Origin of the sequence: Microbacterium sp. Cr-K32, from assembly GCF_000708345.1 — a bacterium.
GTDB classification, from domain to species: domain Bacteria; phylum Actinomycetota; class Actinomycetes; order Actinomycetales; family Microbacteriaceae; genus Microbacterium; species Microbacterium maritypicum_A.
In genome coordinates this window covers 226,014-250,816 of sequence record NZ_JARD01000029.1, presented here as the reverse complement: position 1 = coordinate 250,816, position 24,803 = coordinate 226,014, and the positions used below count along the sequence as shown (strand labels likewise).

Annotated in this window: 25 protein-coding genes and 1 tRNA gene; 16 read left to right on the top strand and 10 right to left on the bottom strand. The window is 68.2% G+C overall.

Features of this window, described 5'->3' with window-relative positions; genetic code table 11:
* The first annotated feature begins 142 nt into the window (after positions 1 to 142).
* Positions 143 to 1,570, top strand: coding sequence for an MFS transporter (locus GZ64_RS0118495; protein WP_029268182.1), 1,428 nt, complete (start codon positions 143 to 145; stop codon positions 1,568 to 1,570).
* A gap of 84 nt (positions 1,571 to 1,654) precedes the next feature.
* Here GZ64_RS0118495 and GZ64_RS0118490 read toward each other — a convergent pair whose 3' ends face one another.
* The gene (locus tag GZ64_RS0118490) at positions 1,655 to 2,608 is read right to left on the bottom strand and encodes a GlxA family transcriptional regulator (RefSeq protein ID WP_081859812.1); all 954 of its coding nucleotides are present in this window, start codon (positions 2,606 to 2,608) and stop codon (positions 1,655 to 1,657) included.
* A gap of 114 nt (positions 2,609 to 2,722) precedes the next feature.
* Here GZ64_RS0118490 and GZ64_RS0118485 point away from each other — a divergent pair, with 114 nt between their 5' ends.
* The 5 genes from GZ64_RS0118485 to GZ64_RS0118465 all read left to right on the top strand — a co-directional run bounded on the left by GZ64_RS0118485 (position 2,723) and on the right by GZ64_RS0118465 (position 5,540).
* Positions 2,723 to 3,316 carry an isochorismatase family protein gene (locus tag GZ64_RS0118485; protein ID WP_029268178.1) on the top strand — a complete coding sequence of 198 codons (594 nt, stop codon included), beginning with the start codon at positions 2,723 to 2,725 and terminating at the stop codon, positions 3,314 to 3,316.
* A 55-nt stretch (positions 3,317 to 3,371) separates the two neighbouring features.
* Entirely contained in the window at positions 3,372 to 3,872 is a 501-nt protein-coding gene (locus GZ64_RS0118480) for a MarR family winged helix-turn-helix transcriptional regulator (RefSeq protein ID WP_021201335.1), read from the top strand.
* A complete protein-coding gene (locus GZ64_RS0118475) occupies positions 3,869 to 4,672 on the top strand; it encodes an SDR family oxidoreductase (RefSeq protein ID WP_029268176.1) in 804 nt (267 codons plus the stop codon). The genes GZ64_RS0118480 and GZ64_RS0118475 overlap by 4 nt, the downstream gene beginning before the upstream one ends.
* Positions 4,673 to 4,974: 302 nt before the next feature.
* A complete protein-coding gene (locus GZ64_RS0118470) occupies positions 4,975 to 5,241 on the top strand; it encodes a hypothetical protein (protein ID WP_029268174.1) in 267 nt (88 codons plus the stop codon).
* Positions 5,238 to 5,540: a hypothetical protein gene (locus GZ64_RS0118465; protein ID WP_029268172.1), complete on the top strand. Its 303-nt coding sequence runs from the start codon at positions 5,238 to 5,240 to the stop codon at positions 5,538 to 5,540. Before GZ64_RS0118470 ends, GZ64_RS0118465 begins: the two co-directional genes overlap by 4 nt.
* A gap of 55 nt (positions 5,541 to 5,595) precedes the next feature.
* Here the strand turns inward: GZ64_RS0118465 and GZ64_RS0118460 are convergent, their stop codons facing one another.
* Positions 5,596 to 6,234 carry a hypothetical protein gene (locus tag GZ64_RS0118460; protein WP_136025426.1) on the bottom strand — a complete coding sequence of 213 codons (639 nt, stop codon included), beginning with the start codon at positions 6,232 to 6,234 and terminating at the stop codon, positions 5,596 to 5,598.
* Between the two features lie 150 nt (positions 6,235 to 6,384).
* On the opposite strand from GZ64_RS0118460, the gene GZ64_RS0118455 reads away from it, so the two are divergent.
* Positions 6,385 to 7,353 carry a GNAT family N-acetyltransferase gene (locus GZ64_RS0118455; protein ID WP_029268168.1) on the top strand — a complete coding sequence of 323 codons (969 nt, stop codon included), beginning with the start codon at positions 6,385 to 6,387 and terminating at the stop codon, positions 7,351 to 7,353.
* Between the two features lie 257 nt (positions 7,354 to 7,610).
* Here the strand turns inward: GZ64_RS0118455 and GZ64_RS19570 are convergent, their stop codons facing one another.
* From GZ64_RS19570 to uriT, 3 genes are all read right to left on the bottom strand, one after another.
* Positions 7,611 to 8,342 carry a GntR family transcriptional regulator gene (locus GZ64_RS19570; protein ID WP_136025425.1) on the bottom strand — a complete coding sequence of 244 codons (732 nt, stop codon included), beginning with the start codon at positions 8,340 to 8,342 and terminating at the stop codon, positions 7,611 to 7,613.
* The gene (locus GZ64_RS19565) at positions 8,335 to 9,039 is read right to left on the bottom strand and encodes a GntR family transcriptional regulator (protein WP_051668240.1); all 705 of its coding nucleotides are present in this window, start codon (positions 9,037 to 9,039) and stop codon (positions 8,335 to 8,337) included. The genes GZ64_RS19570 and GZ64_RS19565 overlap by 8 nt, the downstream gene beginning before the upstream one ends.
* 360 nt (positions 9,040 to 9,399) lie before the next feature.
* Positions 9,400 to 10,818: a uridine transporter UriT gene (uriT, locus tag GZ64_RS0118440; RefSeq protein ID WP_029259486.1), complete on the bottom strand. Its 1,419-nt coding sequence runs from the start codon at positions 10,816 to 10,818 to the stop codon at positions 9,400 to 9,402.
* A 112-nt stretch (positions 10,819 to 10,930) separates the two neighbouring features.
* Here uriT and GZ64_RS0118435 point away from each other — a divergent pair, with 112 nt between their 5' ends.
* Positions 10,931 to 11,947 carry a LacI family DNA-binding transcriptional regulator gene (locus tag GZ64_RS0118435; protein ID WP_029259485.1) on the top strand — a complete coding sequence of 339 codons (1,017 nt, stop codon included), beginning with the start codon at positions 10,931 to 10,933 and terminating at the stop codon, positions 11,945 to 11,947.
* Between the two features lie 3 nt (positions 11,948 to 11,950).
* Here GZ64_RS0118435 and GZ64_RS0118430 read toward each other — a convergent pair whose 3' ends face one another.
* Complete coding sequence (locus tag GZ64_RS0118430; RefSeq protein WP_029268164.1) at positions 11,951 to 12,883, bottom strand: nucleoside hydrolase; 933 nt, start codon at positions 12,881 to 12,883, stop codon at positions 11,951 to 11,953.
* Positions 12,884 to 12,998: 115 nt separating this feature from the next.
* Here GZ64_RS0118430 and GZ64_RS0118425 point away from each other — a divergent pair, with 115 nt between their 5' ends.
* Positions 12,999 to 13,847 (top strand): ribokinase, encoded by an 849-nt coding sequence (locus GZ64_RS0118425; protein ID WP_029268162.1) that lies wholly within the window; start codon positions 12,999 to 13,001, stop codon positions 13,845 to 13,847.
* A 140-nt stretch (positions 13,848 to 13,987) separates the two neighbouring features.
* Here the strand turns inward: GZ64_RS0118425 and GZ64_RS0118420 are convergent.
* A tRNA-Leu gene (locus tag GZ64_RS0118420) sits at positions 13,988 to 14,070 on the bottom strand.
* A gap of 144 nt (positions 14,071 to 14,214) precedes the next feature.
* Between GZ64_RS0118420 and GZ64_RS0118415 the strand changes: the two genes are divergently transcribed.
* From GZ64_RS0118415 to pknB, 7 genes are read left to right on the top strand one after another with little or no spacing between them, the layout of a single operon-like run.
* Positions 14,215 to 14,940 carry an FhaA domain-containing protein gene (locus tag GZ64_RS0118415; RefSeq protein WP_029259482.1) on the top strand — a complete coding sequence of 242 codons (726 nt, stop codon included), beginning with the start codon at positions 14,215 to 14,217 and terminating at the stop codon, positions 14,938 to 14,940.
* A complete protein-coding gene (locus GZ64_RS0118410) occupies positions 14,937 to 15,458 on the top strand; it encodes an FHA domain-containing protein FhaB/FipA (RefSeq protein ID WP_029268160.1) in 522 nt (173 codons plus the stop codon). Before GZ64_RS0118415 ends, GZ64_RS0118410 begins: the two co-directional genes overlap by 4 nt.
* A gap of 7 nt (positions 15,459 to 15,465) precedes the next feature.
* Entirely contained in the window at positions 15,466 to 16,767 is a 1,302-nt protein-coding gene (locus GZ64_RS0118405) for a PP2C family protein-serine/threonine phosphatase (RefSeq protein WP_021201357.1), read from the top strand.
* The gene (locus GZ64_RS0118400; RefSeq protein ID WP_021201358.1) at positions 16,764 to 18,149 is read left to right on the top strand and encodes an FtsW/RodA/SpoVE family cell cycle protein; all 1,386 of its coding nucleotides are present in this window, start codon (positions 16,764 to 16,766) and stop codon (positions 18,147 to 18,149) included. The genes GZ64_RS0118405 and GZ64_RS0118400 overlap by 4 nt, the downstream gene beginning before the upstream one ends.
* Before the next feature lies 1 nt (position 18,150).
* Positions 18,151 to 19,605, top strand: a complete 1,455-nt coding sequence (locus GZ64_RS0118395) for a peptidoglycan D,D-transpeptidase FtsI family protein (RefSeq protein WP_029268158.1) — start codon at positions 18,151 to 18,153, stop codon at positions 19,603 to 19,605.
* A complete protein-coding gene (locus GZ64_RS0118390; protein WP_036331819.1) occupies positions 19,602 to 21,338 on the top strand; it encodes a protein kinase domain-containing protein in 1,737 nt (578 codons plus the stop codon). Before GZ64_RS0118395 ends, GZ64_RS0118390 begins: the two co-directional genes overlap by 4 nt.
* Before the next feature lie 45 nt (positions 21,339 to 21,383).
* A complete protein-coding gene (gene pknB, locus GZ64_RS0118385) occupies positions 21,384 to 23,072 on the top strand; it encodes a Stk1 family PASTA domain-containing Ser/Thr kinase (protein WP_029259479.1) in 1,689 nt (562 codons plus the stop codon).
* A 33-nt stretch (positions 23,073 to 23,105) separates the two neighbouring features.
* On the opposite strand, the gene GZ64_RS0118380 is transcribed toward pknB, so the two are convergent.
* The 3 genes from GZ64_RS0118380 to GZ64_RS0118370 are packed head-to-tail and all read right to left on the bottom strand — an operon-like array spanning position 23,106 to position 24,713.
* Positions 23,106 to 23,738, bottom strand: coding sequence for an anthranilate synthase component II (locus tag GZ64_RS0118380; protein WP_029259478.1), 633 nt, complete (start codon positions 23,736 to 23,738; stop codon positions 23,106 to 23,108).
* On the bottom strand, positions 23,735 to 23,890 hold the full coding sequence (locus tag GZ64_RS20110) for a hypothetical protein (protein ID WP_021201363.1): 156 nt from the start codon (positions 23,888 to 23,890) through the stop codon (positions 23,735 to 23,737). Before GZ64_RS20110 ends, GZ64_RS0118380 begins: the two co-directional genes overlap by 4 nt.
* Before the next feature lie 28 nt (positions 23,891 to 23,918).
* Entirely contained in the window at positions 23,919 to 24,713 is a 795-nt protein-coding gene (locus GZ64_RS0118370) for a class E sortase (protein WP_029268154.1), read from the bottom strand.
* Between the last annotated feature and the right edge of the window lie 90 nt (positions 24,714 to 24,803).

Genomic DNA, 24,803 nt, shown 5'->3' with positions numbered 1-24,803 from the left:
AGGCCCGGCCCCTGGAGGCCGGGCCTTTCGTCAGGTCTCGACGCGAACTGACCTCTTTTCGAGATTTTGAATACCCCTACCCCCTATCGGTATATGGTGATCTCTGACCGGACCCACCGGCACGCACCCTCAGGAGGAACCCATGTCCCGCCCGCCCATCTCCCGAGCCCAGCGCTGGCTCGGGCTCGTCCTCATCGCCACGGCGCAGTTCGTCGTCATCATGGACACCTCGATCATCGGAGTGGCTCTGCCCGATATCCAGCGCGACCTGGGCTTCACTCCGGAATCACTGTCGTGGGTGTTCAACGCCTACGTCGTGGCGTTCGGCGGTCTGCTGCTGCTCGGCGGACGACTGGCCGACGCGTTCGGCGCGAGGAAGATCTTCGTGAGCGGGTGGATCGTCCTCATCATCGGCTCGCTCCTCGCCGGCGCCGCCACCGACGTCGGGCTTGAGATCGCCGGTCGTGCCATTCAGGGTGCCGGGTCCGCTCTGATCGCTCCCGCCGCGCTCACCCTGCTCATGATGCTGTTCGGCGGCACCTCCGACCTTCCCAAGGCGTTCGCGGTGTACGGCGCCGCCGCCCCCATCGGCGGCACGGCTGGTGTCTTCCTCGGCGGAGTGCTGACCGAGTACGCGAGCTGGCCGTGGGTGTTCTACGTGACGGTGCCGATCGCGCTGTTCGTGCTCGCCTTCACGGCATCCACCCTCCCTCGCACCGTCCGCACGGCCGCCGGATCGATCGACGTGGCCGGTGCTCTCACCGTCACCCTCGGTCTCGCTGCCGTCGTCTACGGCGTCGTCAATGCCCCCGAGGTCGGATGGCTCACCTGGTCGACCCTGACCTTCGTGGGCGCCGGAATCGTCCTGCTCGCGATCTTCTTCGTGATCCAGGCACGCAGCCGGAACCCCCTGCTGCGCCTCGGGCTGCTGCGTGCACCGCTGTTGGCCGCGGCCAACAGCGCCCAGCTGCTCCTCGGAGCGGCTTGGGTGTCGATGTGGTTCTTCCTGAACCTCTACCTGCAGCAGGTCCTCGGGGCGAGCGCATTCGCCGCGGGTGCCGCACTGCTGCCGATGACGGGCCTGGTCGTCCTGGTGATGGTCGCCCTCGCCCCTCGCCTCCTTGCGCGGTTCGGAGCCAGGTCGATGATCGTCAGCGGCCTGCTGATCCTCGCCGGCGGCCTCCTCTGGCTGTCGTTCGTCCGCCCGGACGGTAACTACGCCGCGGACGTGCTGCCGGCGTCGCTCCTCGCCGCGCTCGGGATGTCGCTCGCCTTCGTCCCGTCGCTGGGCACCGCGATCAACGCCGCACCTCCGATGGAGACGGGCGTCGCCTCCGGACTCGTGAGCACGAGCTACCAGATCGGATCGGCCCTCGGGCTCGCCGTCCTCACCGCGATCGTCTACGGCATCTCGGGCACCGCTCCGACGGCGGTCGACCTGACGCGCGGGTACTCCGCCGCCTTCCTGGGCGCGGCGATCCTCGCCCTTGTCGGCGCGATCGTCACCGCGATCTGGATGACGAAGCCGCGGGCACGGAGCGAGGCGTCCGAGGAGTCCGTCTCCGTGTGACGTCGGCCCCGACACCGACAGCGCCCCGCGGGCGCAGGGGGAGGATGATCCGCCCCCTGCCTCCGCGGGCACGCGTGCATCCACTCAGGTGGTTCGGAACGCCGACCGATACTGGCTCGGAGTCGCACCGAATGCACGACCGAAGTGCTGGCGGAAGAGCGCAGCCCCACCGAACCCGGTCGTCGACGCGACCGTGTCGACCGGGAGCGACGTGGCCTCGAGCAGCTCCCGAGCTGCCGCGAGCCGCTGCGCGAGCACCCACTTCGCCACCGTCGACCCCGTCTGCGCCCGAAAGGCCCGGGTGAACGAACTCCGGCTGAGATGGGCTCGAGCGGCGAGGACGTCGATGGACAGATCGGCATCGAGGTTCGCGGCGCTCCATCGCATCGCCTCGGCGATCGGGTCTCCCCCCGCGTCCGGAACCGGCCGCTCGATGAACTGCGCCTGTCCACCGGAGCGATGGGGCGGTGCGACGATCCTCCGGGCGACCCGGTTCGCGACGAGCTGACCCTCTCTCCGGGCGAGGAGGTGCAAGCAGGCGTCGATCCCGGCCGTGGCGCCCGCTCCCGTGACGATCTGCCCCTGGTCGATGTACAGCTCGTCCGGTTCGAGCGCGACCCGGGGGAACCTGTGCCGGAACACGTCGGCCCACTTCCAGTGCGTGGTCGCGGTGCGCCCCTCCAACACGCCGCTGTCGGCGAGGGGAAAAGCGCCGAGGCAGAGTCCGACCAGTTCGGCTCCCTCGGCATGCGCGTCCCGCAGCGCGCTCGACAGCTCATCCGGCGCCGCCCGGTCGGGCTCGCCCCACCACGGCACCACGACGACGTCGGCACCGCGAACCGCTTCGAGCCCGTGTCGCACGTCGATGTCGAAGTCGGCGGAGGTGCGGAGCGTGCCCGCGCGCAGCGCCGCGACGCGGATGGGCCATGGATCGATCTCGCCGACGGGCGTCTCGCCTCCCCACACGAGTGACGGGACGGACAGGTGGAAGGGGCTGATGCCGTCCATGGCGATCACGGTCACACGCGGTGCGCTCATTGCGCGTCCCTCCATCCCTGGGGCGAGCCGATAACGGCGACGGCTGACCCGAATCCGGCTGTTCAGAGTCGTTCGGGTCAACAAGACTACAGACGACCCGAGAGAGGACACCTCATGACCACGTCATCCACACTCCGCGCCCTGAGCGGCATCGTCGACGCCCCTGCCGCCCTCGCGGCCTCGACCGTCGTCCTCGTCGACTTCCAGAACACCTACACCCGCGGAGAGATGGAGCTCGACGGGTGGGACGCCGCCCTCGACGCCGCGGCCGACCTCCTCATGCGGGCCCGCAGCGCCGGTGCGACGGTGATCCACGTGCAGCACGACGGCGGGGTCGGCTCGGCATACGACATCCGCGAGGACATCGGCGCGATCCACGAACGTGTCGCCCCGGCCGACGGGGAGGCGGTCGTCGTGAAGACCGCTCCGAACTCCTTCGTCGGCACCGAGCTCGGAGACCTCATCGACGCCGCGGGCCACGACGATGTCGTGATCGCCGGGTTCATGACGCACATGTGCGTCACCTACACGACCGAGGGCGCCTTCCTCCGCGGAAACCGTCCGACGGTGGTCGCTGCCGCCACTGCGACGCGAAGCCTCCCCTCGGTCGTCGGCGACGTGTCGGCCGCGCAGCTGCACCGCGCAGCCCTCGCCGGCATCGCCGATCTGTACGCCACGGTCGTCGCGACAGCGGCCGACCTCTCTTGACGGACAGCCCTCCCTTCACAGTTGCCTCACGCAACTGAGCTGATATGATGAACCTGTGGCGATCGAAGGCAGGATCGAAGACATCCGTGAGGCGCTGGTCGGCGTCGTCGCGGAGTGGACGCAGAGCGAGCTGCAGGTAGAGGTCGCCGAAAGCGTCGACAGATCCCTCGATGCCGCAGAGGTGCGCAGCCTGTACCTGGTCGGCATGAGCGGCGGCTCCCTGGGGTTCAGTCAGCTGGCAGATCGAGCCGCGTTGTCGCGCCCGACGACGTCGAAGCTGGTCTCGCGAATGTCGGCGCAGGGCTTCTTCGACCGGGTCCGCTCCGGCCGCACGGTCGATGTGCGCCTGACGGACGCGGGCCGCGAAGCCTACGGACGACTCGTCGCCGCCGGGCAGCAGATGGTCGGCGGCGCCCTCGCCGGCTGGTCGACACAGGAGATCGCCCAGTTCCAGGCTCACCTCAGCCGTTTCGTCGCCGCCCTGCCAGGGGCGACGCAGGCGACCGTATCGCGGTCGCCGTCCGATGCCGTCTCATCACCCCAGGAGGAATCATGACCCGCACCTATGTCGTCACCGGCGCCGCATCCGGCATCGGCGCCGCGACCGCCGAGCTGCTTCGCACACACGGACACACCGTGATCGGTGTCGACCTCGCCGGCGTGGAGGTCACAGGCGACCTCTCGACTCCCGAAGGCCGCGCTGCCGCCGCGGACGCCGTGCTCGCCACCGCCGACGGAGGCATCGACGCGATCATCGCGTGCGCGGGGATCGCGGCGCCGATCGCCAAGACCATGGCGATCAACTACTTCGGTGTGACCGAGTTCCTCACCGCGCTGCTGCCGAACCTGAGCCTGGCGGACCAGCCGCGCGCCGCCGTGGTGTCGTCGATGGCATCGCTGCAGCCCGTCTCGGCCGAGCTCGTCGACGCGGCACTGAGCGGCGACGAGCCCCTCGCCCTCGAGATCGGCGACCAGCTCGCCGCCACGGCTGAGGGAGGGTTCCTCAACTACTCCTCGAGCAAGCGCGCCCTCTCGCGCTGGGTGCGACGCGCGTCGGTCTCCGACGCCTGGGCCGGAGCGGGGATCCCCCTCAACGCCGTCGCGCCCGGCACGGTCACCACGGCCATGACCGCCGGATTGCTGTCGAGCCCTGAGGGCCTGGCGCAGGTCGACGCCGCCGTGCCGATGCCCCTCAACTACCACCAGCCCGCATCGTCGATCGCCGCGCTGCTGGTGTGGCTGACCAGCCCGGCCAACACCCATATGGCAGGTCAGACCATCTACTGCGACGGCGGCGCCGACGCCGTGCTGCGCGGCGACGACATCTGGTCCTGGAACGACGCTCCGCGCGCCTGACACCCACCCCGCGAGAAGGTCCGGTCCCCCGTGGATCGGGCCTTCTCGGCGCTTCCGGCCCATTCGGACCACCTCCTTATTTTGAATGACTAAAAATAAGTGTTACTGTCGTAGGGAACCGGACGGCCAGATCGTCCTTCCCTCCGTCGGCATCCGACAGCTCTGCGGGAAGGCTCCTGGCCGCAGGACAGCGCGCCGTCCGTCGGGGGTCTCTGGCCCCAGGGGGTGTTCGGCGCGCCCACGCGCAAGAACGGATGCACCCGCGTTCGACGGCGCCAGGAGACACAGGAGAGGAATCACTGATGGAGGAGACCCGAACCGGTTGGAAACCGAACCCGGTGTTCAGTTCGATGCCGCATTCGATGGGCCGCGGCTCCCGCGAGGACATCGTCTGGGAGGCGCTCGACCGCGTGAACGGCAAGCCGGCACCCACGATGGGGACGATGCAGGCCGCCATGGGGAACGAGGCGCAGATCCGCATCGTCCACGACACCATCCGCGCCTACCTCGACACGCACGGTCTCCGCGACACCAGCGAGCTGGGCGTCCGAGCCGGTGAACTCGCATGAGACGGCGAGCCGCGCAGGCCGCGCAGACCATGCACATCCGCTCGACCGAGCTCTGCCGTACACCGCCCGCCTCCCTCGACGACGATCAGTTCGTCGCCCAGCTCGGATCCGTCGGCCTCGGTAGCACGTCATACGTGGTCGGACGGCGCGATCCGCACGCTCCCGAATGGATCGTGCTCGACTACGCCGCCGGTGGACACGAGCGAGTGTGGCGGCGGACACGACCGCAGACGGACGGCCTGCTCGCGTACGTCCTCGTCGAGGACGACTCGTCGAACGGATACGTGTCGGCCGCCTGACGGGAGCGTCGGTCGCCCGGCGGGAGTGGGGCGACCGACATGCGCAGAACGAGGGTCAATCCCCGAACACGACCACCGATCGCCTCCGCGAGCGCGCGGCCTGGATGGCCACGGCTCCCATCGCTCCGGTGGCGAGGATTCGTGTCAGCGTCAGCACGTGGGAGACGAGGATCATCGTATTCTGATCGGTCACGCTGCCGGACATCACGGCGACCTCGGTCAACGACCCCAGGATCACCGTGGCGAGCGCGCCCGCGGGGACCACGTTCCAGGGCTTCGCGAGCGGACTGCGGAGGACACCTGCCACGATCGTTCCGCTGAGCCCCAACTCCACGAGGGCGTTCACGTAGATCGGTGCAGCCGACGTGATGTCGAACGATGCCGCCAGCGACGGGGCACCGACCGGCAGCCAGACCGCCAGGAGAAAGAGGGAGATGACCGCGGACCTCGGCAGCCGCAGGGTGCCGTCACGACGTGCAGCTCCGACCCCGGCGGCGGCGAGCGCGAGGCTGAAGGCGACGGTCGCCGCCGTCGAGATGCCGACGAGAGCATTCCCCTCGAGCGACCCGGGGAGACTGCGGAACGCGGTCAGCAGCGCCGAGACGATGAAGAGCACTCCGGAGGCCAGCCACCATGGTGACCACCGCGTCGATGCGCCCTCGACCGCGACCATCGGGGATTCAGGTCCACTCATCGCTCACCGCTCGTCATCGTTCAGGGCAGGTCCTGTCTCCACCCTCTCAGAGGCTCCGCGACAGCGCGAAAAGGGATGAACGGCTCCCTGGCATGGCACCCTGGTCATGCACCCGCCCGTCGTCGAACCCCCGAAAGCGTCGTGACCGCGATGAGCATCCGCGTCGAACCCGTCGATCCGCAGAACGTCACCCTCTTGCTGCGGTGGAACGGCATCCTCCGCGACGGGTGCGCCTTCGGCCGTCAGAAGGCGTGGTCCCGCAGCGACGAGGCCACGCGCCTGCAGTTCCAGAACCCCCATCCCATCCGCCGCTCGGTGCTGCTGCTCGCGGAGATCGACGGAGTGCCGGTCGGCGCGGCCGAGGCGCACGCGCACCCTGGCGAGCCGGCAGACGTCGAGATCGCCGTTCTCGATGCGTTCCGTCGACGCGGAGTCGCCCGTGCGCTGCTCCACGCCGTGCGGGACACCCTGCGCGGCACCGCCACGGTGATGCGCACCGAGACGTACTCCGATGCCGGTGTCTCGTTCGCACGTTCCGAGGGCATGCGGATCGGCGTCCGCGAGAGCCGGCAGGTGGTCGATCTCCCGCTGCCGCAGGGCATCCTCGACAGCCTCCCCGGCCCGCCGTCGAACGTCGAGGTCATCTCGTGGGTGGACGCCTGTCCGGAGGAGCTTCTCGACGACTGGGCTCGGCTGCGCGCGCACATGTCGGACGACGTGCCGATGGGCGACCTCACACGCACTGCCGCGCCCGTCGATGTCGCGGCCGTCCGCCGGAACGAGGAGCGCATGTCCGAACAGGGGTATGCCCTGGTGCGGAGCGTCGCTCGCATCGACGGGCACTCCGTCGGCTACACCGAGATCCTGCTCTCTCGGCCCGATCCGACGATCGCCCTTCAGGACGACACCTTCGTCGAGGAGCGGGTTCGAGGTCGCGGCATCGGGCGTGCGCTGAAGGTCGTCAACCTCCGCCGACTCCTGAGCGTTCCGGAGAGTGCCGGCTCGCGTTTCCTGCAGACGTACACGGCGCTGACGAACGAGCCGATGCTCGCCCTCAACAGGTCGGTCGGGTTCGAGGAGGTTGACGTGCTCACCGTTCTCGAGGGGCCGCTGGGCTGACGGCTGTCCCGGTCGCCGGCCGCGCTCTCCTCACGATCCGGCAGCGGTCGGCTCACACTCTTCATCACCGGATGGACGTCCGCCGGCCGCCGTGGGGAACGGCGGCCAACGAACGAGGCGCAGCACCCCTCGATGGTGATCTTGGGGACGATCACCGTGACGGCGGGGAAGCCAGGGATGCTGTGCGGTCGCCCTCAGAAGGCGACTTCTGAACGGTATCCACTCTCCGACCGGCCCAGTGAAATATCGGTGCGCGGTCAGTTCAGGATGAGGTCATCGAGCACGTAGACGTAGAGGTCGCCGACGATCTCCGCCCCTTCGTGCGCGGCCCCGTCGTCGACCGCTTCGAGAAGATCCGCGACCGCGCCCGTCACCATCGCGGCGTTGCGCTCGCGCCCGAGGTGCGTGAACCCGAGCACGAGGGCGGGACGCTTGGCGGCGTGCATCGCTTCGAGGTACTGATTTCGCGAGTAGGACGCCAGCATCTGGAAGAGGTTCCAGGTCAAGCCGGACGCGACCCGGTGATCGACGGATTGCGCCCGCCATGCCGTGATCGCCTGCTCGGCGGCCACCCGGAACGCCCGGCGCTCGCTCGGGGTCGCGCGCGCGATGCCCAGGGTCGCGGCCAGAGTCGACAGCCCGGAGCATTCCGCGACGACGGCCGCGAGCCACGCGCGTGTGGGGGTCGCCACCACCGACGACTTGTGCGCACGAGCCTCGACCAGATGCTGCACCGTCAGGATCGATATCGCCTCGCGCACGGTGTTCGTGGCGACGTCGAGCTCCTTCGCGAGCGTCGAGACCGTCAACGCGGCTCCCGGGGGCAGCTCGCCGGTCTCCATCTTGCGGGTCAGTGCCTCGACGACCGACTCCAGCCGTGTGGCCACAGGTCTCGGCGCGTCCAGATCCTTCCGATCGACGAGGTCGAGGATCTCGACCGACAGGAACGAGGGAGCACCCGCGCGCCTTTCCGACTCCGGGCTACTCACCGGGATGCCGCCATTCGCCGGTCAGCGCCGCCCGCAGTGGCTCGACCGTGGTGACGCGGAAGAGCTCGAAGACGGCACCCCGTGCGGCCGCGCCGTCTCGCGCTCGAAACGCCACCCGCAGCGGCTCCACGAGTACGCGCTGCTGCTGTCCGAGCCATTCGGGGAGAGGGCGATCCTGTACCGAGCGGCTCAGGTGCAGCACGAGGTTGCGATCGAGGATCTCGGTCACGATCGCGTTGTCGGCGAGTTCGATCACCTCGACCCACAGGGCGAACCAGAGCCGCAGCCCGTCCGGCATCCCTCCGCGAGTGAGGTCGGAGTCCAGGATCGCCTGCACGCGGGCATCGAGGGAGTCGAGCTGGGCGTCGGTGAGGGCGGGCACCACCTTCGCGGCTGCGTAGGCGATCAGCGCGCCAGCGGCCTCGGCGCGATCCGCCTGTGCCCGCAGATCGATGGGGGCCACCCGCGTGAAGCGGTTCGAGCTCATCTCGACCAGGCCCACGTCGGCGAGCCGGATGAGGGCCTCCCTGATCGGTGTGCGGGAGACGCCGTATTCGGCCTGCAGGTCCTGATCGCGGATCTCCTCGAGCGGAGCCAGGCGTCCGGTCACGATCTCCTGAGCCAACCGCGCGTACACCTGATCTCGGATCAGAGTACGAGGACGGGCCTTCGTCGAGGGCTTCGGCTCGTCCGTCATACCGGCCAGACTAACCAGCAGCCTTCGATTTGTCTCCGCCGTGGTGGGCTGGCGCATCTTCTCCCGTGGCGGGGGCGGTGGAGGGGGACGCGGAGGAGGCAGCCGAAGCGCACGCGGCGAGCGCGAGCGCCGAGGTGCTGAGCCCGACGGCGGCCAAAGCGAGAGCGAAACGGGGGTCTGGGGTGCGTGCGGTCACAGAACGTCTTCTCTGGGGAGGGTGGACTTCCATCGTCGCCGGGACGGCACGGGGAAGCATCGGCCGAAGGTAGCGGCGGCGTCGTACTACGGACGGATGTTTCCCGAGTGTTCGATGACGAGGACCCCCGCCCGGGGCGGGCGAGGGGCCCTTTGTGACGAGGACTAGCGCGACAGCTCGGCGGTCACGGGCTTGGGGATGAACATCGAGAAGACGAGGGCGCCGACGAGCACCACCGCCCCGGTGATCAGTGCCGCGACGTATCCCGCCGTCGCATCGCCTGCTCCGGAGGCGAACGAGGTCTGCGCCGCGTAGATGACGACGAAGCTCAGTCCCGCCCCGAGGTTGATGGCGCCCGTGTTCAGGCCGGGAAGCGAGCCAGGGCGGTCCTTCGGCGACAGCACGACGCCCAGGCCGTTGAGCATGATGTTGCCGATCCCCGCATAGGTGACGCCGACCGCGATGGAGAGGAGGAGCAGGACGAACCGGGATGAGGTCTCGACATTGGCGACCATGAGCGCGAGCACCGCGACGGTGCCGCCCAGCCCGATGCGCAGCATCGTGCGGTACCCGACGGTGGCGGCGAGCCTGCCGCTGAGCGGTCCCATCAGGAGGCCGGCGAGCGCGTAGGGCATCAGGATCCACAATGAGACCTCCTCGGCACTCATCGCGAGGTTCATCGCCGTGTCCTGCGCGAGGGCGGGGACCACTCCGTTCATGATCGCGAAGATCCCCGACAGGGTGAGCAGCGAGGTGGCGCTGAGCGCCCAGGTGGCTCGTTGCCTGAGCTGGGCCGTCGAGACGAGCGGATCGTCGATCCTGCCCTCGAGCTTCCAGAAAGAGGTGAACGCCACGACGGCGACGACCGCGAGAACGATCACGAGCACCAGGTTCGCCTCGGCGAGCGCGCCCAGTTCGTTGAGAGCGACGAGCATCGACCCCACCGAGATGACCAGCAGCAGTGATCCCCACCAGTCCATACGCGGGCGGTCGTCGGCCATCGTCTCCGGGGCGAGGAATCGCACGGTGAGCGCAGCGATGATCGCCACACCCGCCATCGTCCAGAAGATGGAGGCGAAGCCGTGGTTCGTCGCCAGGTATCCGCCGAGCAGAGCGTCTCCACCGGCGATCCCTCCGTTGACCGCAGTGACGACACCGAGGAGGGTCCCGTACGCCTTCGGATCCTTGACGGCCGCCCGCAGCATGATGAGGCAGAGCGGCACGACCGGCCCCGACACGCCTTGGATGAGGCGACCGATGAAGAGCATCGGGACGTTGGTGGCCAGCGCCGCGACGACGCAGCCGATCGCCATCACCACGAGCATTCCGACCAGGACGCGTCGGCGCCCGATCAGGTCACCCAGGCGGGGGAGGAACAGGGTGAACAGCGCGGCGGCCGTGAAGAAGACGGTCTGCGTCGCGGCGATCTCGGTCGACGTCGCATCGAGCTCGCGCTCCATCGTCACCAGCGCGGGGCTCAGCATGCTGGCGTTGAGCTGGAAGGCCAGGCACGCGGCGAGGAGGGCGATCATCAGCGACACCACGCTGGTCCGGGTGCGAACCGCATCTACTTGATTGGTCATTGCTCACTTCTTCGTGTCGAATCGTTGGCTGTTCGCGTGCGTAATCCTTTACGCACGCCCTATCTTGGACTGATGGTGTCGACGGCGGCACCGGTCAGGGTGGGAAGTCGTGGTGAAGAAGGCGTCCGTCACGCTGCACGAGGTGGCAGCCGCCGCCGGTGTGTCCATCGCGACCGTCTCGCGAGCCCTCAACGGCAAGGACCGGGTGTCCGGTCGCACCGCGGAGCATGTGGCCGAGGTGGCCGAGCGACTCGGCTATCGGGTGAACCTCATCGGCCGCGGCCTGCGCGCCGGCACCGGCGCCACCATCGGGGTCGTGGTCCCGGTCATCAGCAACCCCTTCTACGGTGAACTCATCCACCGCCTCGAGGACCATCTGCAGCGCCGCGGCTTCGACCTCGTGATCGCGGACTCCCATGGCGAGGTCGACCGCGAACGCGACCGCCTCCGCATGTTGGTCGAGCGTCGCGTCGAGGGCATCTTCGTGGTCCCCTCCGACGCCGAGCTCTCGTTCGACGCCGTCGCTGACACCGCGCGAAGGGTTCCGCTCGTGCAGCTCGACCGTCGCGTGCTCGATCTTCCTGCCGACTTCGTGGGTGTCGACAACGACGCCGGCATCGATCTCGCCGTCGAGCACGTCACCGCCCGGGGCGCACACCGTGTGGTGCTCGTCTCGGGCAACGACGTCACCTCCGTAGGCCGTGAACGACGAGCGGCGTTCGAGGCCACGGTGCGCAGCCGATCGATGCCCCGCGAACAGAACATCTTCGGCGAGTACCTGCTCGCCTTCGGCGAGAGGGCTGCGGAGGAGCTGCTGGCGCGCGGCCCGCTTCCCGATGCGATCATCGCCGGCGACGACCTCGTCGCAGCCGGGGCCATCGCGGCGCTGAAACGCGCCGGAAAGAGCGTGCCCTCCGATGTGCAGGTCACCGGCTTCGACGGCACGATGCTCGCCGACGTATGCGAACCGCGGTTGACGACCGTGGTGCAGCCGTTCGACGAGCTCGCCCGGGAGGCGACCGAGGCGCTGGTGCGTCGAATGGACGATCCCGAGGCCCCGTACGTGCTCAGCCGCCTCGCGCCGAGTCTGCGTGTGGCCGAGTCGACGACGCTCGTCGCGCCGCGCTGAACGTCAGGCCAGTGCCGCGACAGCATCCGTCACCAGGTTCCAGAACTTCGGCACGTCGAGGGTGATCGCGACGTCGGTGTTCGGCTCCTTGCCCAGCATGTCGTGCAGATCGACGCAGGTCGCGCCCGCCGTGAACTCACCCGAGGTCTCGATGTCGACGTGGCAGCGCTGGATCGATGCGACGGCGCGGTCGATCGCGATCGCCACGGTGATGGGATCGTGCAGAGGGCCTTCGGGCATTCCCTCCGCCTTCTCGTAGGTGCTGCAGAAGAAGCGCAGCAGCTCCACGCCGAAGGCCGCTGTCTCGTTGCCGACCGCACCGATCCGCCGGATCACCTCTTCGGTGATCAGCGCCTGATGGGAGATGTTGAGCCCGACCATCGTCAGCGGCAGCCCGGAGGCGAACACGACCGCTGCGGCTTCCGGGTCGGCCCAGGCGTTGAACTCCGGGTACGCGCCGACGTTGCCGCGGCCGGTCGAGCCGCCCATCCAGATGATCTCCTTGATCTGGGGCGCGACCTCCGGGTGCTGCTGCAGCAGGAGCGCGATGTTGGTGAGGGGGCCGGTCGGGATCAGCGTGATCGGCTCCGGTGAGGCGGCGAGAGTGTCGGCGAGGAACTCGACCGCGTGACGGGGGTCCAGCGGCACCGTGGGCTCCGGGAGGGCGGGCCCACCCAGGGCGTTCTCCCCATGGATCCATGCCCCGGGCGTCAACTCACGGGTGAGCGGCTTGTCGGCACCTGCGGCGACCGGCACGTTCTCGACACCGGCAACGGTGAGGGCGATCCGCGCGTTCCGGGTCGTGTGCTCGAGGTAGCCGTTGCCGCCGACAGTGGTCACCCCACGCAGGTCGATGGCGTCGTTTCCGGCTGCGAGCCAGATCGCGAAGACGTCGTCGTGACCCGGATCGCAGTCGAGAAGGACGGGAATGGTCATGGTGCTCCTTTGCAGATGTGCGTGCGTAAACGTTTACACTTTCTCACGGGAACGTCAAGTCGACCACGATGCCGACGTTCCCCGATACCGCCTCCTCGATCCGAAAGCTGCCGCCATGGTCACTCCCGCTCTTCCGTCTCTCGTCGTCGTCGGCAGTGCGAACGTCGACGTCACCGCGTTCGTCGATCGCCTCCCCACCGCAGGTGAGACCGTGGCGGGAGGACGACTCTCCCGCGATCTGGGCGGGAAGGGCGCGAATCAGGCCGTCGCCGCCGCGAAGCTCGGGGGACGGGTGCGCATGATCGGCGCCGTCGGCGATGACGCCGACGGGACCTGGACGCGAGAGGAGATGATCCGGGCCAGAGTGGACGTCGCCGATCTGCGGACCGTGGACGCACCCACCGGAACGGCCCTGATCGTGGTGGATTCCGACGCCGAGAACCAGATCGCGGTCTGCCCGGGAGCAAACGACCACGTGGCCCTCGACGGGGTGACCTTCCGAGAAGACGAGGCGGTGCTCATGCAGTTGGAGATCGCACTCGCCGTCGTCGAGGAGGTGGCCGCCATCGCCACCGGTTTCGTCGCGGTCAACGCCGCCCCCGCCCAGCCGTTGCCCGAGGCCCTGCTGCGTCGCGTTGACCTGTTCATCGTGAACGAGACCGAACGCGAGCTCATGCCCGAGCTCGCCGAAGCCGAGCTCGTCGCCGTCACTTACGGAGCAGCCGGCGCGGCACTGTATCGCCGGGGCAAGGAGATCGCACGGGCCGACGGCGTCCCCACGGAGGCCGTGAACACCGTCGGCGCGGGAGATGCGTTCTGCGCGGCGCTCGTGCTCGCGCTTCGCGCCGGACATTCACCGGCCGACGCGCTCGCAGCCGCCTGTGCGGTCGGATCCGCGGCGGTGTCGCACCTCTCGTCCCAGCCGCCGTTCGCGCACCTGAACCGGTATCTGCCGGTGCCGTGAGGAGGCTGACCGCACCTCCGGCGCCGGCCCCGTGGGCGCGGCGTCCACGGACCTGATCCAAAAGAAGAAGGCCCGGCTCCTCAACGGAACCGGGCCATTCTCACACTCGGATCGGATCAACTTCCGATACGCACCTACTGTGCGCGAGGGGGGACTTGAACCCCCACGTCCTTACGGACACTGGCACCTGAAGCCAGCGCGTCTACCATTCCGCCACTCGCGCGTGTGTCTCGTTCCGAAGAACTCAACTTCCCAAAGATATCATGCGTTTTCGGCCTCGTTGCACATGCCTGGAGGGTCATCGGCGGCGTTCCCCCAGGACACCTGGCTACGATGTGTCTACCAGTCGGCATGCCAGAGGAGCCCAGTGGGACTACTTGACAGCTTTGAGAAGGGTCTCGAACGCGCAGTTAACAGCGCGTTCGCCAAGACCTTCCGCAGCGGCATCCAGCCAGTGGAGATCGCTTCGGCGCTGCGGCGCGAAGCCGACACGAAGGCTGCGGTCGTCAGCCGCGACCGCATCATCGCCCCCAACAGCTTCGTCGTGCGCCTCAGCGCCGACGACGCCGAACGGATGCGCGGGCTCGGTGGCGCCCTCACGGACGAGCTGCACGCTCTTCTCACCGCGCACGCCAAGTCCCAGGGATACAGCTTCTCCGGACCGCTCTCCATCACTCTCGAGGCCGATGAGAAGGTCGCCACCGGCACGGTGCGTGTGAGCTCGGGAACGGTCGAAGGTCGTGTGTCCTGGCAGGCCGTGGTCGACGTCGACGGTCGTCGTCACTCGATCTCCCGCGCCCGCACGGTGATCGGCCGCGGCTCGGATGCCGACATCACGATCGCCGACGCCGGTTCGAGTCGGAAGCACGCCGAGATCCTGTGGGATGGCGAGCGCGCCATGATGCGCGACCTCGGCTCCACCAACGGCACGAAGGTCAACGGCCAGAAGCTGCGCGAAGCCGCGCTCCCGAGCGACACCACCATCACGATCGGACGCACCGATCTGGTGTTCCGCATCGTGCCGGTCGCGTCACCCTCACGTCCTGCACCCCGCGGCGACGACGCCACCCGAGCGTTCGGAGCCCTCGGGTGAGTGAACTGATCCTCCTTCTGCTCCGCATCGGGTTCCTCATCCTGATGTGGTTCTTCGTGTTCGGGGTCGTGTATTCGTTGCGTGCCGACCTGTTCGGCGTGCGAGTGCGCAAGCTCCCCGCAGAGGCGGCGGCAGGGTCGGCCGCCGCGCCGGTCGCAACCCCCGCAGCACCGGTGGCGAAACCGGCATCCGCTCGCCCTTCCACCGGTCCGGCCACGGTCGCGACCGCCAAGCGGCTCGTGATCACCTCCGGCCCCAAAGCGGGCCTCGAGCTGCCGCTCAGCGCCGACTCCCTCACGATCGGCCGCTCCAGCGAGTCCGCTCTCGTGATCCGCGACGACTACACGTCCAGTCACCACGCGCGCCTGATGCTGCGCGGCGACAGCTGGGCGATCCAGGATCTCGACTCCACCAACGGCACCTTCGTCGCGGGCCAGCGCGTCTCCGGCTCGCCCGTCGCCCTCTCGCTCGGCACCCCGATCAAGGTGGGCGCCACGACCTTCGAGCTGCGAGCCTGACGCCGGCATGGTCTTCGAAGGCTCGAGCGTCGCGATCTCCCACACCGGGAAGGTCCGCTCCAACAACCAGGATTCCGGATACTCCGGGGCGAATCTCTTCGTCGTCGCCGACGGCATGGGCGGGCACGCCGGCGGAGACGTCGCCTCCAGCATCGCGATCCAGCGTCTGGAGCCCCTCGACCAGCCCTATGCGTCGACCGAAGACGCGCAGGCCTCGCTGCAGGCCGCCGCGACCACCGCAGCGGGCGACCTGATCCGCGCCGCGAAGGACCGCCCCGAACTCGCCGGCCTCGGCACCACGGTCAGCGCGATCATCATGGTCGATGAATACGCGGTCATCGGCCACATCGGCGACTCGCGCATCTACCTGTACCGCGACGACGCACTGACGCAGATCACCGCCGACCACACCTTCGTGCAGCGTCTGGTCGATTCGGGCCGCATCACGCCGGAGGAGGCGCGCTACCACCCCCGCCGTTCCGTGCTCATGCGCGTGCTCAGCGACATGGACTCCGATCCCGAGCTCGACATGTTCGTGATGCACACGCAACCAGGCGACCGGTGGCTGCTCTGCTCCGACGGCCTCTCGGGCGTGGTCGACGAACCGCACATCCTCAAGGCCATGCAGCTCGGCCTCGCGCCCGGCCGCACTGCCGACAACCTCCTCAAGCAGGCTCTCGACGGCGGCGCGCCCGACAACGTCACGATCGTCCTCGTCGACGTTGGCGGGCAGCATCCGATCCACTCGGGCACGCCCACGATCGTCGGCTCGGCATCGAACCCCGACGGCGTCTACGTGCCTCCGGTCCGACCTCCGCGCGGCAACTGGCTGCACCCGGTGCGCCAGGCCGCGAACGAGCCGAGCCACTTCGAGCCGGCTCCCGAGTACCTCGAGGAGCTGATCGAGGAGGATCGCCGTCGCGCCAAGCGCCGTCGTCTCGGCTGGATCGCCGGTGCCCTCGTGGTGATCGTGATGCTCGGCGTCGCCGCCTTCGCCGCCTACAGCTGGACCCAGACGCGCTACTTCATCGGCGCCGACGAGGACAGCGTCGTGATCTTCCAAGGCGTGCAGCAGAACATCGGTCCGATCACGTTGTCGACTCCGGTCGAAGACACCGACATCCTCCTCGCGAATCTGCCGCCGTATCAGCGCGCCTCGGTCGAGCGCACGATCACCGCACGATCTCTGTCCGATGCGATGGCGATCGTCGACCGGCTCCGCGCCGGGGCCGACGCGAACACGATCGAGACCCCGCTGCCCACCCCCATGCCGACACCTGTCGACACGCCGGCCGGGGGTGAGGGATGAGCACCGACGTCGCCGCCGACACCAGCGTCATCAAGGCGCTCAAGCGCATCCGGATGCCGCAGAACCAGCGCAATCGCGAATTCTGGCTGCTGCTGTTCGCCTGCGCGATCAGCGGAGCCGCCCTCACGCTCGTGCAGCTGGGCGCACTGGGCGTGATCGACCCGATGATCCTGGCGATCGGCGGCGGTCTCGCCGCCCTCGCATTCGCCCTGCATATCGTGCTCCGCTTCGTCGCGTCCGACGCCGACCCGTTCGTCGTGCCCATCGCGACCCTCCTCACCGGCCTCGGCATCGCGATGATCTATCGGATCGACATCGCCTTCGAGAACACCGGCTGGAACGCCTACTCGACCAAGCAGCTCGCGTGGACCGCGATCTCGCTCGCAGGTGCGATCGCGGTCGTCATCCTGTTGCGCAACTACCGCGTGCTGTTCCGCTACACCTACATCTTCGGCCTCGCCGGAATCCTGCTCCTGCTGCTGCCGTTCGTCCCCGGGCTGCGCATCCCCGATGCGAATGCGGCGGTCTGGGTGTCGCTCGGCGGTGCCTTCGCCTTCCAGCCGGGCGAGCTCGCCAAGATCTGCCTGGCGATCTTCTTCGCCGGCTATCTGGTGCGCACCCGCGAGAGTCTGACGTCGGTCGGCAAGCGGGTGCTGGGCATCACCTGGCCCCGTATGCGCGAGCTCGGACCTGTGCTCGTCGTCTGGCTCATCTCGCTGGGGATCATCGTGTTCCAGCGCGACCTCGGAACCGGAACCCTGATCTTCGGGATGTTCGTCGCGATGCTCTACGTCGCGACGGGGAAGACCAGCTGGGTGCTCATCGGCCTGGCCCTCGTGGTCGCCGGCGTGGCACTCGCGACGCAGATCCTCAGTTATGTGCAGGGACGCTTCATCAACTGGCTCTTCCTCTTCGACGCCGACCAGGTCGATCCCGACGGCGCCGGCTACCAGCCCATGCAGGGACTCTTCGGCCTCGCACGCGGCGGACTCATGGGCACCGGGTGGGGTCAGGGCCGTCCCGAGGTCACCCCGCTGGCCCACAGCGACTACATCATCACCAGCCTCGGCGAAGAGCTCGGCCTGATCGGGCTGTTCGCGATCCTCTGCCTCTACATGGTGTTCGTCAGCCGCGGCATGCGCATCGGCCTCGCGGGTCAGGACGATTTCGGAAAGCTGCTCGCCACCGGACTCTCGTTCACGATCGCTCTGCAGGTGTTCATCATGGTCGGCGGCGTGACCCGCCTCATCCCGCTGACGGGTCTGACCACTCCTTTCCTCGCCGCGGGTGGCTCCTCCCTCGTGGCCAACTGGCTCATCGTGGCGCTGTTGCTGCGCATCTCCGACGGTGTGCGCCGTCAGCCCCGGGTGGTGATCGGCTGACATGACCAAGGAACTCCGTCGCCTCAGCATCATCATGCTGTTCATGTTCATCGCACTGTTCGCCGCGACCAGCTGGATCCAGGTCGTCGAGGCGGATGCGCTGGCCCAGAACAGCAACAACAAGCGCACGCGCCTCGACAGCTACGAGATCCAACGCGGATCGATCATCGTCGACGGGGTCGCGATCGCCAACTCGGTGCCGAGCGACGACCGGTACCAGTTCCAGCGCGTCTACACGGATGCGGCGCTGTGGGAACCGGTCACCGGTTACTTCAACCCCGCCTTGGGCTCGAGCACCGGCATCGAGAAGGCCATGAACGCCGAGCTCTCCGGCACGGGGTCGAACGCGTTCCTCGGCGAGGTCGAGCGCATCCTCTCCGGCCAGCCGCAGCGCGGATACAGCGTCGAGCTCTCTCTGAACACCGCGGCGCAGCGGGCTGCCTACGAAGCCCTCGGCGACCTCAAGGGCGCGGTCGTGGCCATGGACCCGAAAACCGGACGCATCCTCGCGATGGTCTCGACTCCCGGCTTCGACACCAACCTGATGGCGACGCATGATGCGAACGCTGCGAACGCGACCTACGATCAGCTGGTCGCCGACGCGAACAAGCCGTTGTCCAACCGGGCGATCGCCGGTGACCTGAACCCTCCCGGCTCGACGTTCAAGGTCGTGGTCGCGGCTGCCGCCTATGCGACCGGCAAATGGACTCCGGATTCCACGCTGCCCAACCCGATCGCGTATACCCTTCCCGGTTCGAGCAACCGCGTCTCCAACGCCTGGGGGGGCACGTGCGGTCCGGGTGAGACCGTCACGATCGCCGAGGCGATCCGTCTGAGCTGCAACATCCCGATGGCCGAGCTGGCCGTCGAGCTCGGTGACGACACCATCCGCGAGATGGCGGACAAGCTGGGCTTCAACCAGTCGTTCGACACGCCGCTCACGTCGACGCCGTCGAGCTACCCGCGCGGCCTCGACGACGCCCAGACCGCGCTGACCGGATTCGGTCAGGGAAAGGTCACGGCGACCCCGCTGCAGATGGCCATGGTCTCGTCCGGATTGGCGAACGACGGCATCGTGATGAACCCGCGGATGGTCGACGCCGTCATCGGCAACGACCTCTCGGTCATCAAGGCTTTCCAGGACAGTGAGTTCGGACGTGCGATGGAGGCCGATGTGGCGAACAACGTGACCGCGGCGATGGTCGCGAGCGTCGCAACGGGCGCGGCCCAGGGTGCAAGAATAGACGGGATCGACGTGGCCGGTAAGACGGGCACCGCAGAGAACGGAAACAGGCCGCACACGTTGTGGTTCACCGGCTTCGCGCCGGCGAACGACCCCGCGGTCGCAGTAGCGGTCGTCGTCGAAGACGGCGGCGGACAGGGACAATCAGGGAGCGGCGACACCATCGCGGCTCCGATTGCGAAGAAGGTCATAGAGGCGGTGCTGGGCAGATGAGGCCGACGCAGGGTGTGTCGTTCGGTGGTCGTTACGAGCTGCAGTCGCGTATCGCGATCGGTGGCATGGGCGAGGTATGGGAGGCGACGGATCACGTCATCGGACGTACCGTCGCCATCAAGATCCTCAAGGACGAGTACATGGGGGACCCCGGGTTCCTCGAGCGTTTCCGTGCCGAGGCGCGGCACGCTGCTCTCGTCAACCATGAGGGCATCGCCAGCGTGTTCGACTACGGCGAGGAGAACGGCAGCGCCTACCTCGTCATGGAACTGGTGCCGGGCGAGGCACTCTCGACCGTGCTCGAGCGCGATGGTGCGCTGAGCGCCGACAAGACTCTCGACATCGTCGCCCAGACGGCTTCCGCGCTGCAGGCAGCCCACGCGGCCGGTCTCGTGCACCGCGACATCAAGCCGGGAAACCTGCTGATCACGCCCGACGGCCGGGTCAAGATCACCGACTTCGGCATCGCCCGCATCGCCGACCAGGTGCCTCTCACCGCGACCGGCCAGGTCATGGGCACGGTGCAGTACCTCTCGCCCGAGCAGGCGTCAGGTCACCCGGCATCGCCAGCGACCGACACCTACTCGCTCGGCATCGTCGCGTACGAGTGCCTGGCGGGCAAGCGTCCTTTCACGGGCGAGTCGCAGGTGGCCATCGCGATGGCGCAGATCAACGAGCAGCCGCCGCCCCTGCCTCCGACCGTCCCGATCCCGGTGCAGAACCTGGTCATGGCGATGATCGCCAAGAAGCCCAGCGATCGTCCCTCGTCGTCGGCGACGGTGGCACGAGCGGCCCAGGCCCTTCGCCGGGGCGATCTGAACTCCGCGGCCATCGCTGTGCCGGCGATCGCGACCGGTGGTATCGCCGGCGGCGACGACGCGACCCGACTCCTGAATGCCTCCGGCGACGACGGCACCACGCGCATCCTTCCCACCACCGCTCAGCTTCCCACGGAGGAAGCCGTGGAAGAGGAGAAGAAGAAGAAGCGCAGCCCCTGGACCTGGCCGCTGATCGCTCTGATCGCGCTGCTGGTGATCGTGCTCGGCGGCACGGTGTGGGCGATGCTCGCGAACCAGGGCGGCGACGCCGACCCCACGGGGTCGCCGAGCAGCAAGCCGACCCAGACGCAGACGACTCCACCGCCGAACACCCCGACGCCGGAGGTGACGCGAGTGGATGTGACCGCCCTGAACCTGAACGGCATGGACTGCGGCGCGGCCACCTCCACGCTCAAGGGCGCCGGCTTCAACAGCGAGATCACCTGTGTCGACGGAGACCCGGCACCCAGCGATGAAGAGGTCGGAAAGGTCTACCGCGTGGCTCCCACCGGCAACGTGGAGACCACCCAGGCGATGACCCTCACGGTCTACACCGCTCGTGCCGGTCTGCCGACCCCGACCGACGCCCCGACCATCACGGGCAACCCTGTCGCCGGCTCGACGGTGACCATCTCCTGGGGCACCGGATTCACCTGCCCCAGCGGAACCACTCTCTCCGGCTACGTCGTGTCGGTCCAGAACGGCACCTTCGTCTCGGGCGGCCCGAACTTCCAGCCGACGCAGCGCAACACGCAGGTGAAGATCGCCGACGCCGCAGGACAGCAGCTCATCGTCAGCTACCAGGGCATGTGCTCCGGCGGCGACCAGCGCACCTCCGCCGCGTCTCCGCCGCTCTCGGTGACGATCACGGCGGCCACCGACCCCGGCGATGGGAACAGCGGCACCGACGGGTAATCTGTAGTTCCAGTTCAGCAAGCGTAGTTTCCAGGGGGGTCTTCCGTGTCCACAGAGCCACAAGTCATCGCGGGTCGGTACCGCGTCGACGAGCTCATCGGGCATGGCGGAATGGCGAAGGTGTACCGCGGGTACGACCTGACGCTCGGACGCGAGGTCGCGATCAAGATCCTCGATGCCGACCTTGCGCGCGACACCACCTTCCGTAACCGGTTCCGCCTCGAGGCCCAGGCGGCGTCGCGCATGTCGCATCCGTCGATCGTCCGCGTGTTCGACGCCGGCGACCCTTCGACGAGCGAGATCGGCTCCACGGAGCCGCCGTACATCGTGATGGAGCTCGTCAAGGGCACCCTCCTCAAGGACATCATCGCCGCCGGCCCGGTGCCGGCCACCGATGCGGTCCGCTACGTCGACGGAATCCTCGAGGCGCTCGACTACTCGCACCGCGCCGGTGTCGTGCATCGCGACATCAAGCCCGGCAACGTGATGGTCACCGACAAGGGTCAGGTCAAGGTGATGGACTTCGGCATCGCCCGAGCCGTCTCCGACTCGTCGTCGACCGTCGCCGAGACCACCCAGATCATCGGGACCGCCGCCTACTTCTCACCGGAGCAGGCGAAGGGCGAACCCGTCGATGCTCGTGCCGACCTCTACTCCACCGGTGTCGTGCTGTACGAGCTGCTCACGGGGCGGCAGCCGTTCCGTGGCGAGTCGCCGGTAGCGGTCGCCTATCAGCACGTCAGCGAGACTCCCGTTCCTCCCACCGAGGTCAACGAGGACGCCCCGCGGAATCTCGACCCGATCGTGCTCCGCGCGCTCGCCAAGGACCCGTACCAGCGCTATCCGGATGCCGCGCACTTCCGCGCGGCGCTCGATTCCGCGATGACGGGAAACGCTCCGACCCGCAAGGAGCTCGGTGCGCTGACCAGCGAGCTGTACGGGGCGAGCCCGCGGCAGGCGCAGGAGACCGCGCGATCGCTTCGCCAGTTGAGCACGGACACGACCATGACCAGAACCCAGTCCGGTCCTCCGGTCGCCTGGATCTGGGCGGGCGTGGCGCTGCTCGCCGTGTTGTTGGCCTCCGTGCTGTTCTGGGTCGTCACGATCAGCATGCGGCCCACTGAGGTGTCGAGCACGTCGCGCACCATCCCCAACCTCGTCAACGTGTCTTCGGAACGGGCACAGGACGACCTCGCCGCACTCGACCTCTCATCGAAGATCGTGATCGAGACGAGCTCCGAGGTGACGGAGGGGAACGTGATCCGCACCGACCCCGAAGCGGGAGTGTCGGTGGAAGAGGGTTCCACGATCACCCTGTACGTCTCCAAGGGCGAGGAGACCGTGGTGATGCCGAAGATCGAGGGGATGGCCCTCGACGATGCCACGAAGGCCCTCACGGCGGCCGGCCTCGAACTCGGGACCGTCATCCAGCGCAACGACAAGGCCCTGGCGACGAACACGGTCATCTCCGCCAGCGAGAAGGCCGATGCGGAGTTGGATCCGGGAACCGTCGTCAATCTCGTCGTGGCCAGCGGCAAGGTCACGCTGACCGACCTCGTCGGCTGGACCGTCGATGCCGCCACGACAAACCTCACGGACCTCGGTCTGGTCGCTGTGCCGACGGAGACCGCGGAGTGCCCCGCGACGGAGCCGACCACGGTCCACTCGATGTCGGTGGCACCGGGTGACGTTCCGGTGGGCTCCTCGGTCCAGATCTTCTTCTGCACCGGATAGCACCGTCGGGCGTATGCCCCCGCCCGACGCTGTTCAGCGAGCCAGCGGGTGAAGTTCCTCAGCGCGCCCGACGGCGTTCTCGTCGCCGCACAGCTCCAGCCAGTTCGCCAGGAGCCGGTAGCCTCCCTCGGTCAGCACGCTCTCCGGATGGAACTGCACGCCCCAGAGGGGCTGATCGCGGTGAGCCAGAGCCATCACGGTTCCGTTCTCGGTCCAGGCGGTCACGACGACTTCGGAGGGCAGATCGGAGGCCGCCAGCGCGAGGGAGTGGTAGCGCCCGGCGTCGAACGGCGAAGGGATCCCGGTGAACAACGCGGAGCCGTCGTGCGTCACCGCCGAGACCATGCCGTGCATGAGCTCGGGCGCTGCGGCGACCGGAGCCCCGAACGCCTCGCCGATCGTCTGATGCCCGAGGCACACCCCGAGCGTCGGCACCCGCAGGCGGGCGGCGATGCGCACCGCGTCGAGCGACGCCCCCGCGTCGACGGGTGCACCGGGGCCCGGAGAGAGCATCAACGCGTCGTACTCGGGAAGGATCCGCTCCAGCTGAGCCGCATCCGTGGCATCGGATTCGATCATCACCGTGTGCGCGCCGAGCTCGCTCAGGTATCCGACCAGTGTGTGCACGAAGCTGTCGTGGTTGTCGACCACGAGAACTCGCGTCATTCGACGTCGACCTCACCGGGGGCGATGATCGGGCTCACCCAGGGGAACACGTACCAGAACAGGCCATAGAGCACGGCGGCGATGACGACCACGAGGATGAGCACACGCAGCCACCACGGTCCGGGCAGCAGGCGCCAGAGTGCGGCGTACATCAGTCTTCTCCCTTATGACGGTCCACGATCACACGGATGGTGCGGCCGGCGGGGGCGGCGGGTCGGTCAGCGCGGTCGGCGGTCCCTCGGCCCGCGGCTGGAAGCTCTCGAACACCCCGTAGGCGACGATGCGCTCCGCCAGCGAGTACAGAGGCGAGCAGGCGGTGAGGGTGATGTACTGCTCGCCGGTCTGCTGCTCCGGCATCTGCGGCACATCGGCGAGCACATCGGTCTGCGAGGGCTTCACGTACTCGAGCGTGCGGAAGCGGTAGGTGTACCAGCCGTCGGGCGTCTCGACGACGATCGCGTCGTTCAGCTGCAGCTTGTCGAGTTGGTTGAACGGCTTGCCCCACGTCGTGCGGTGCCCGGCCAGGGAGAAGTTTCCGACCTCGCCGGGCATCTTGGAGTTCGTATAGATTCCGATGCCCTGTTGATCGAGGGTGCGCGCACGGCTCGTGCCCCCGAAGATCCCGAAGTTGTACTCGGCTCCGAAACGGGGGATGTGCATCTGGCCGAACCACTGCGCGTCGGCCGGGGCTGCGGGCACGGGTGGGATGTAGGTGGAGGTGCCGTCTTCGTCCTCGACGACCGGGGGGAGCGCGGGTGCCTCCGCCTGCGCGAGGGCTTGGGAGACGGCGGCACCCTCGTCGTTCTTCTGTGCACTGATGATGATGTCGCCGATCCACATCTGCCAGGCCACGAAGAGGAGAACGACCACGCCTGCCGTCAGAAGGAGCTCGCCGAGTACGCTCGCGAACGTCGCACGGGAGCGTGGTCGCTGCCGGCGCGGACGTCGCCCCCCAGGCGCGACGGATGCAGTCATGCGGTGATCATATCCGGGAACGCTGGGCGGATGCCGTGGCGTCACCGTCTCGCCCTCTGTCCCAGGGCCTGCTCGACCTCGTCCGAGACA

What these genes read in the sequence shown, in the direction of transcription:
- GZ64_RS0118465 (WP_029268172.1), top strand. Translation starts at nt 5,238, where the DNA reads ATGAGACGGCGAGCCGCGCAGGCCGCGCAGACCATGCACATCCGCTCG.
- GZ64_RS0118495 (WP_029268182.1), top strand. Translation starts at nt 143, where the DNA reads ATGTCCCGCCCGCCCATCTCCCGAGCCCAGCGCTGGCTCGGGCTCGTC.
- GZ64_RS0118400 (WP_021201358.1), top strand. Translation starts at nt 16,764, where the DNA reads ATGAGCACCGACGTCGCCGCCGACACCAGCGTCATCAAGGCGCTCAAG.
- GZ64_RS0118470 (WP_029268174.1), top strand. Translation starts at nt 4,975, where the DNA reads ATGGAGGAGACCCGAACCGGTTGGAAACCGAACCCGGTGTTCAGTTCG.
- GZ64_RS0118490 (WP_081859812.1), bottom strand. Translation starts at nt 2,608, where the DNA reads ATGAGCGCACCGCGTGTGACCGTGATCGCCATGGACGGCATCAGCCCC.
- GZ64_RS0118460 (WP_136025426.1), bottom strand. Translation starts at nt 6,234, where the DNA reads ATGAGTGGACCTGAATCCCCGATGGTCGCGGTCGAGGGCGCATCGACG.
- GZ64_RS20110 (WP_021201363.1), bottom strand. Translation starts at nt 23,890, where the DNA reads ATGTACGCCGCACTCTGGCGCCTGCTGCCCGGACCGTGGTGGCTGCGT.
- GZ64_RS0118380 (WP_029259478.1), bottom strand. Translation starts at nt 23,738, where the DNA reads ATGACGCGAGTTCTCGTGGTCGACAACCACGACAGCTTCGTGCACACA.
- GZ64_RS0118485 (WP_029268178.1), top strand. Translation starts at nt 2,723, where the DNA reads ATGACCACGTCATCCACACTCCGCGCCCTGAGCGGCATCGTCGACGCC.
- GZ64_RS0118425 (WP_029268162.1), top strand. Translation starts at nt 12,999, where the DNA reads ATGGTCACTCCCGCTCTTCCGTCTCTCGTCGTCGTCGGCAGTGCGAAC.
- GZ64_RS0118390 (WP_036331819.1), top strand. Translation starts at nt 19,602, where the DNA reads ATGAGGCCGACGCAGGGTGTGTCGTTCGGTGGTCGTTACGAGCTGCAG.
- GZ64_RS0118370 (WP_029268154.1), bottom strand. Translation starts at nt 24,713, where the DNA reads ATGACTGCATCCGTCGCGCCTGGGGGGCGACGTCCGCGCCGGCAGCGA.
- GZ64_RS0118395 (WP_029268158.1), top strand. Translation starts at nt 18,151, where the DNA reads ATGACCAAGGAACTCCGTCGCCTCAGCATCATCATGCTGTTCATGTTC.
- uriT (WP_029259486.1), bottom strand. Translation starts at nt 10,818, where the DNA reads ATGACCAATCAAGTAGATGCGGTTCGCACCCGGACCAGCGTGGTGTCG.
- GZ64_RS0118430 (WP_029268164.1), bottom strand. Translation starts at nt 12,883, where the DNA reads ATGACCATTCCCGTCCTTCTCGACTGCGATCCGGGTCACGACGACGTC.
- GZ64_RS0118455 (WP_029268168.1), top strand. Translation starts at nt 6,385, where the DNA reads ATGAGCATCCGCGTCGAACCCGTCGATCCGCAGAACGTCACCCTCTTG.
- GZ64_RS19565 (WP_051668240.1), bottom strand. Translation starts at nt 9,039, where the DNA reads ATGACGGACGAGCCGAAGCCCTCGACGAAGGCCCGTCCTCGTACTCTG.
- GZ64_RS0118475 (WP_029268176.1), top strand. Translation starts at nt 3,869, where the DNA reads ATGACCCGCACCTATGTCGTCACCGGCGCCGCATCCGGCATCGGCGCC.
- GZ64_RS0118405 (WP_021201357.1), top strand. Translation starts at nt 15,466, where the DNA reads ATGGTCTTCGAAGGCTCGAGCGTCGCGATCTCCCACACCGGGAAGGTC.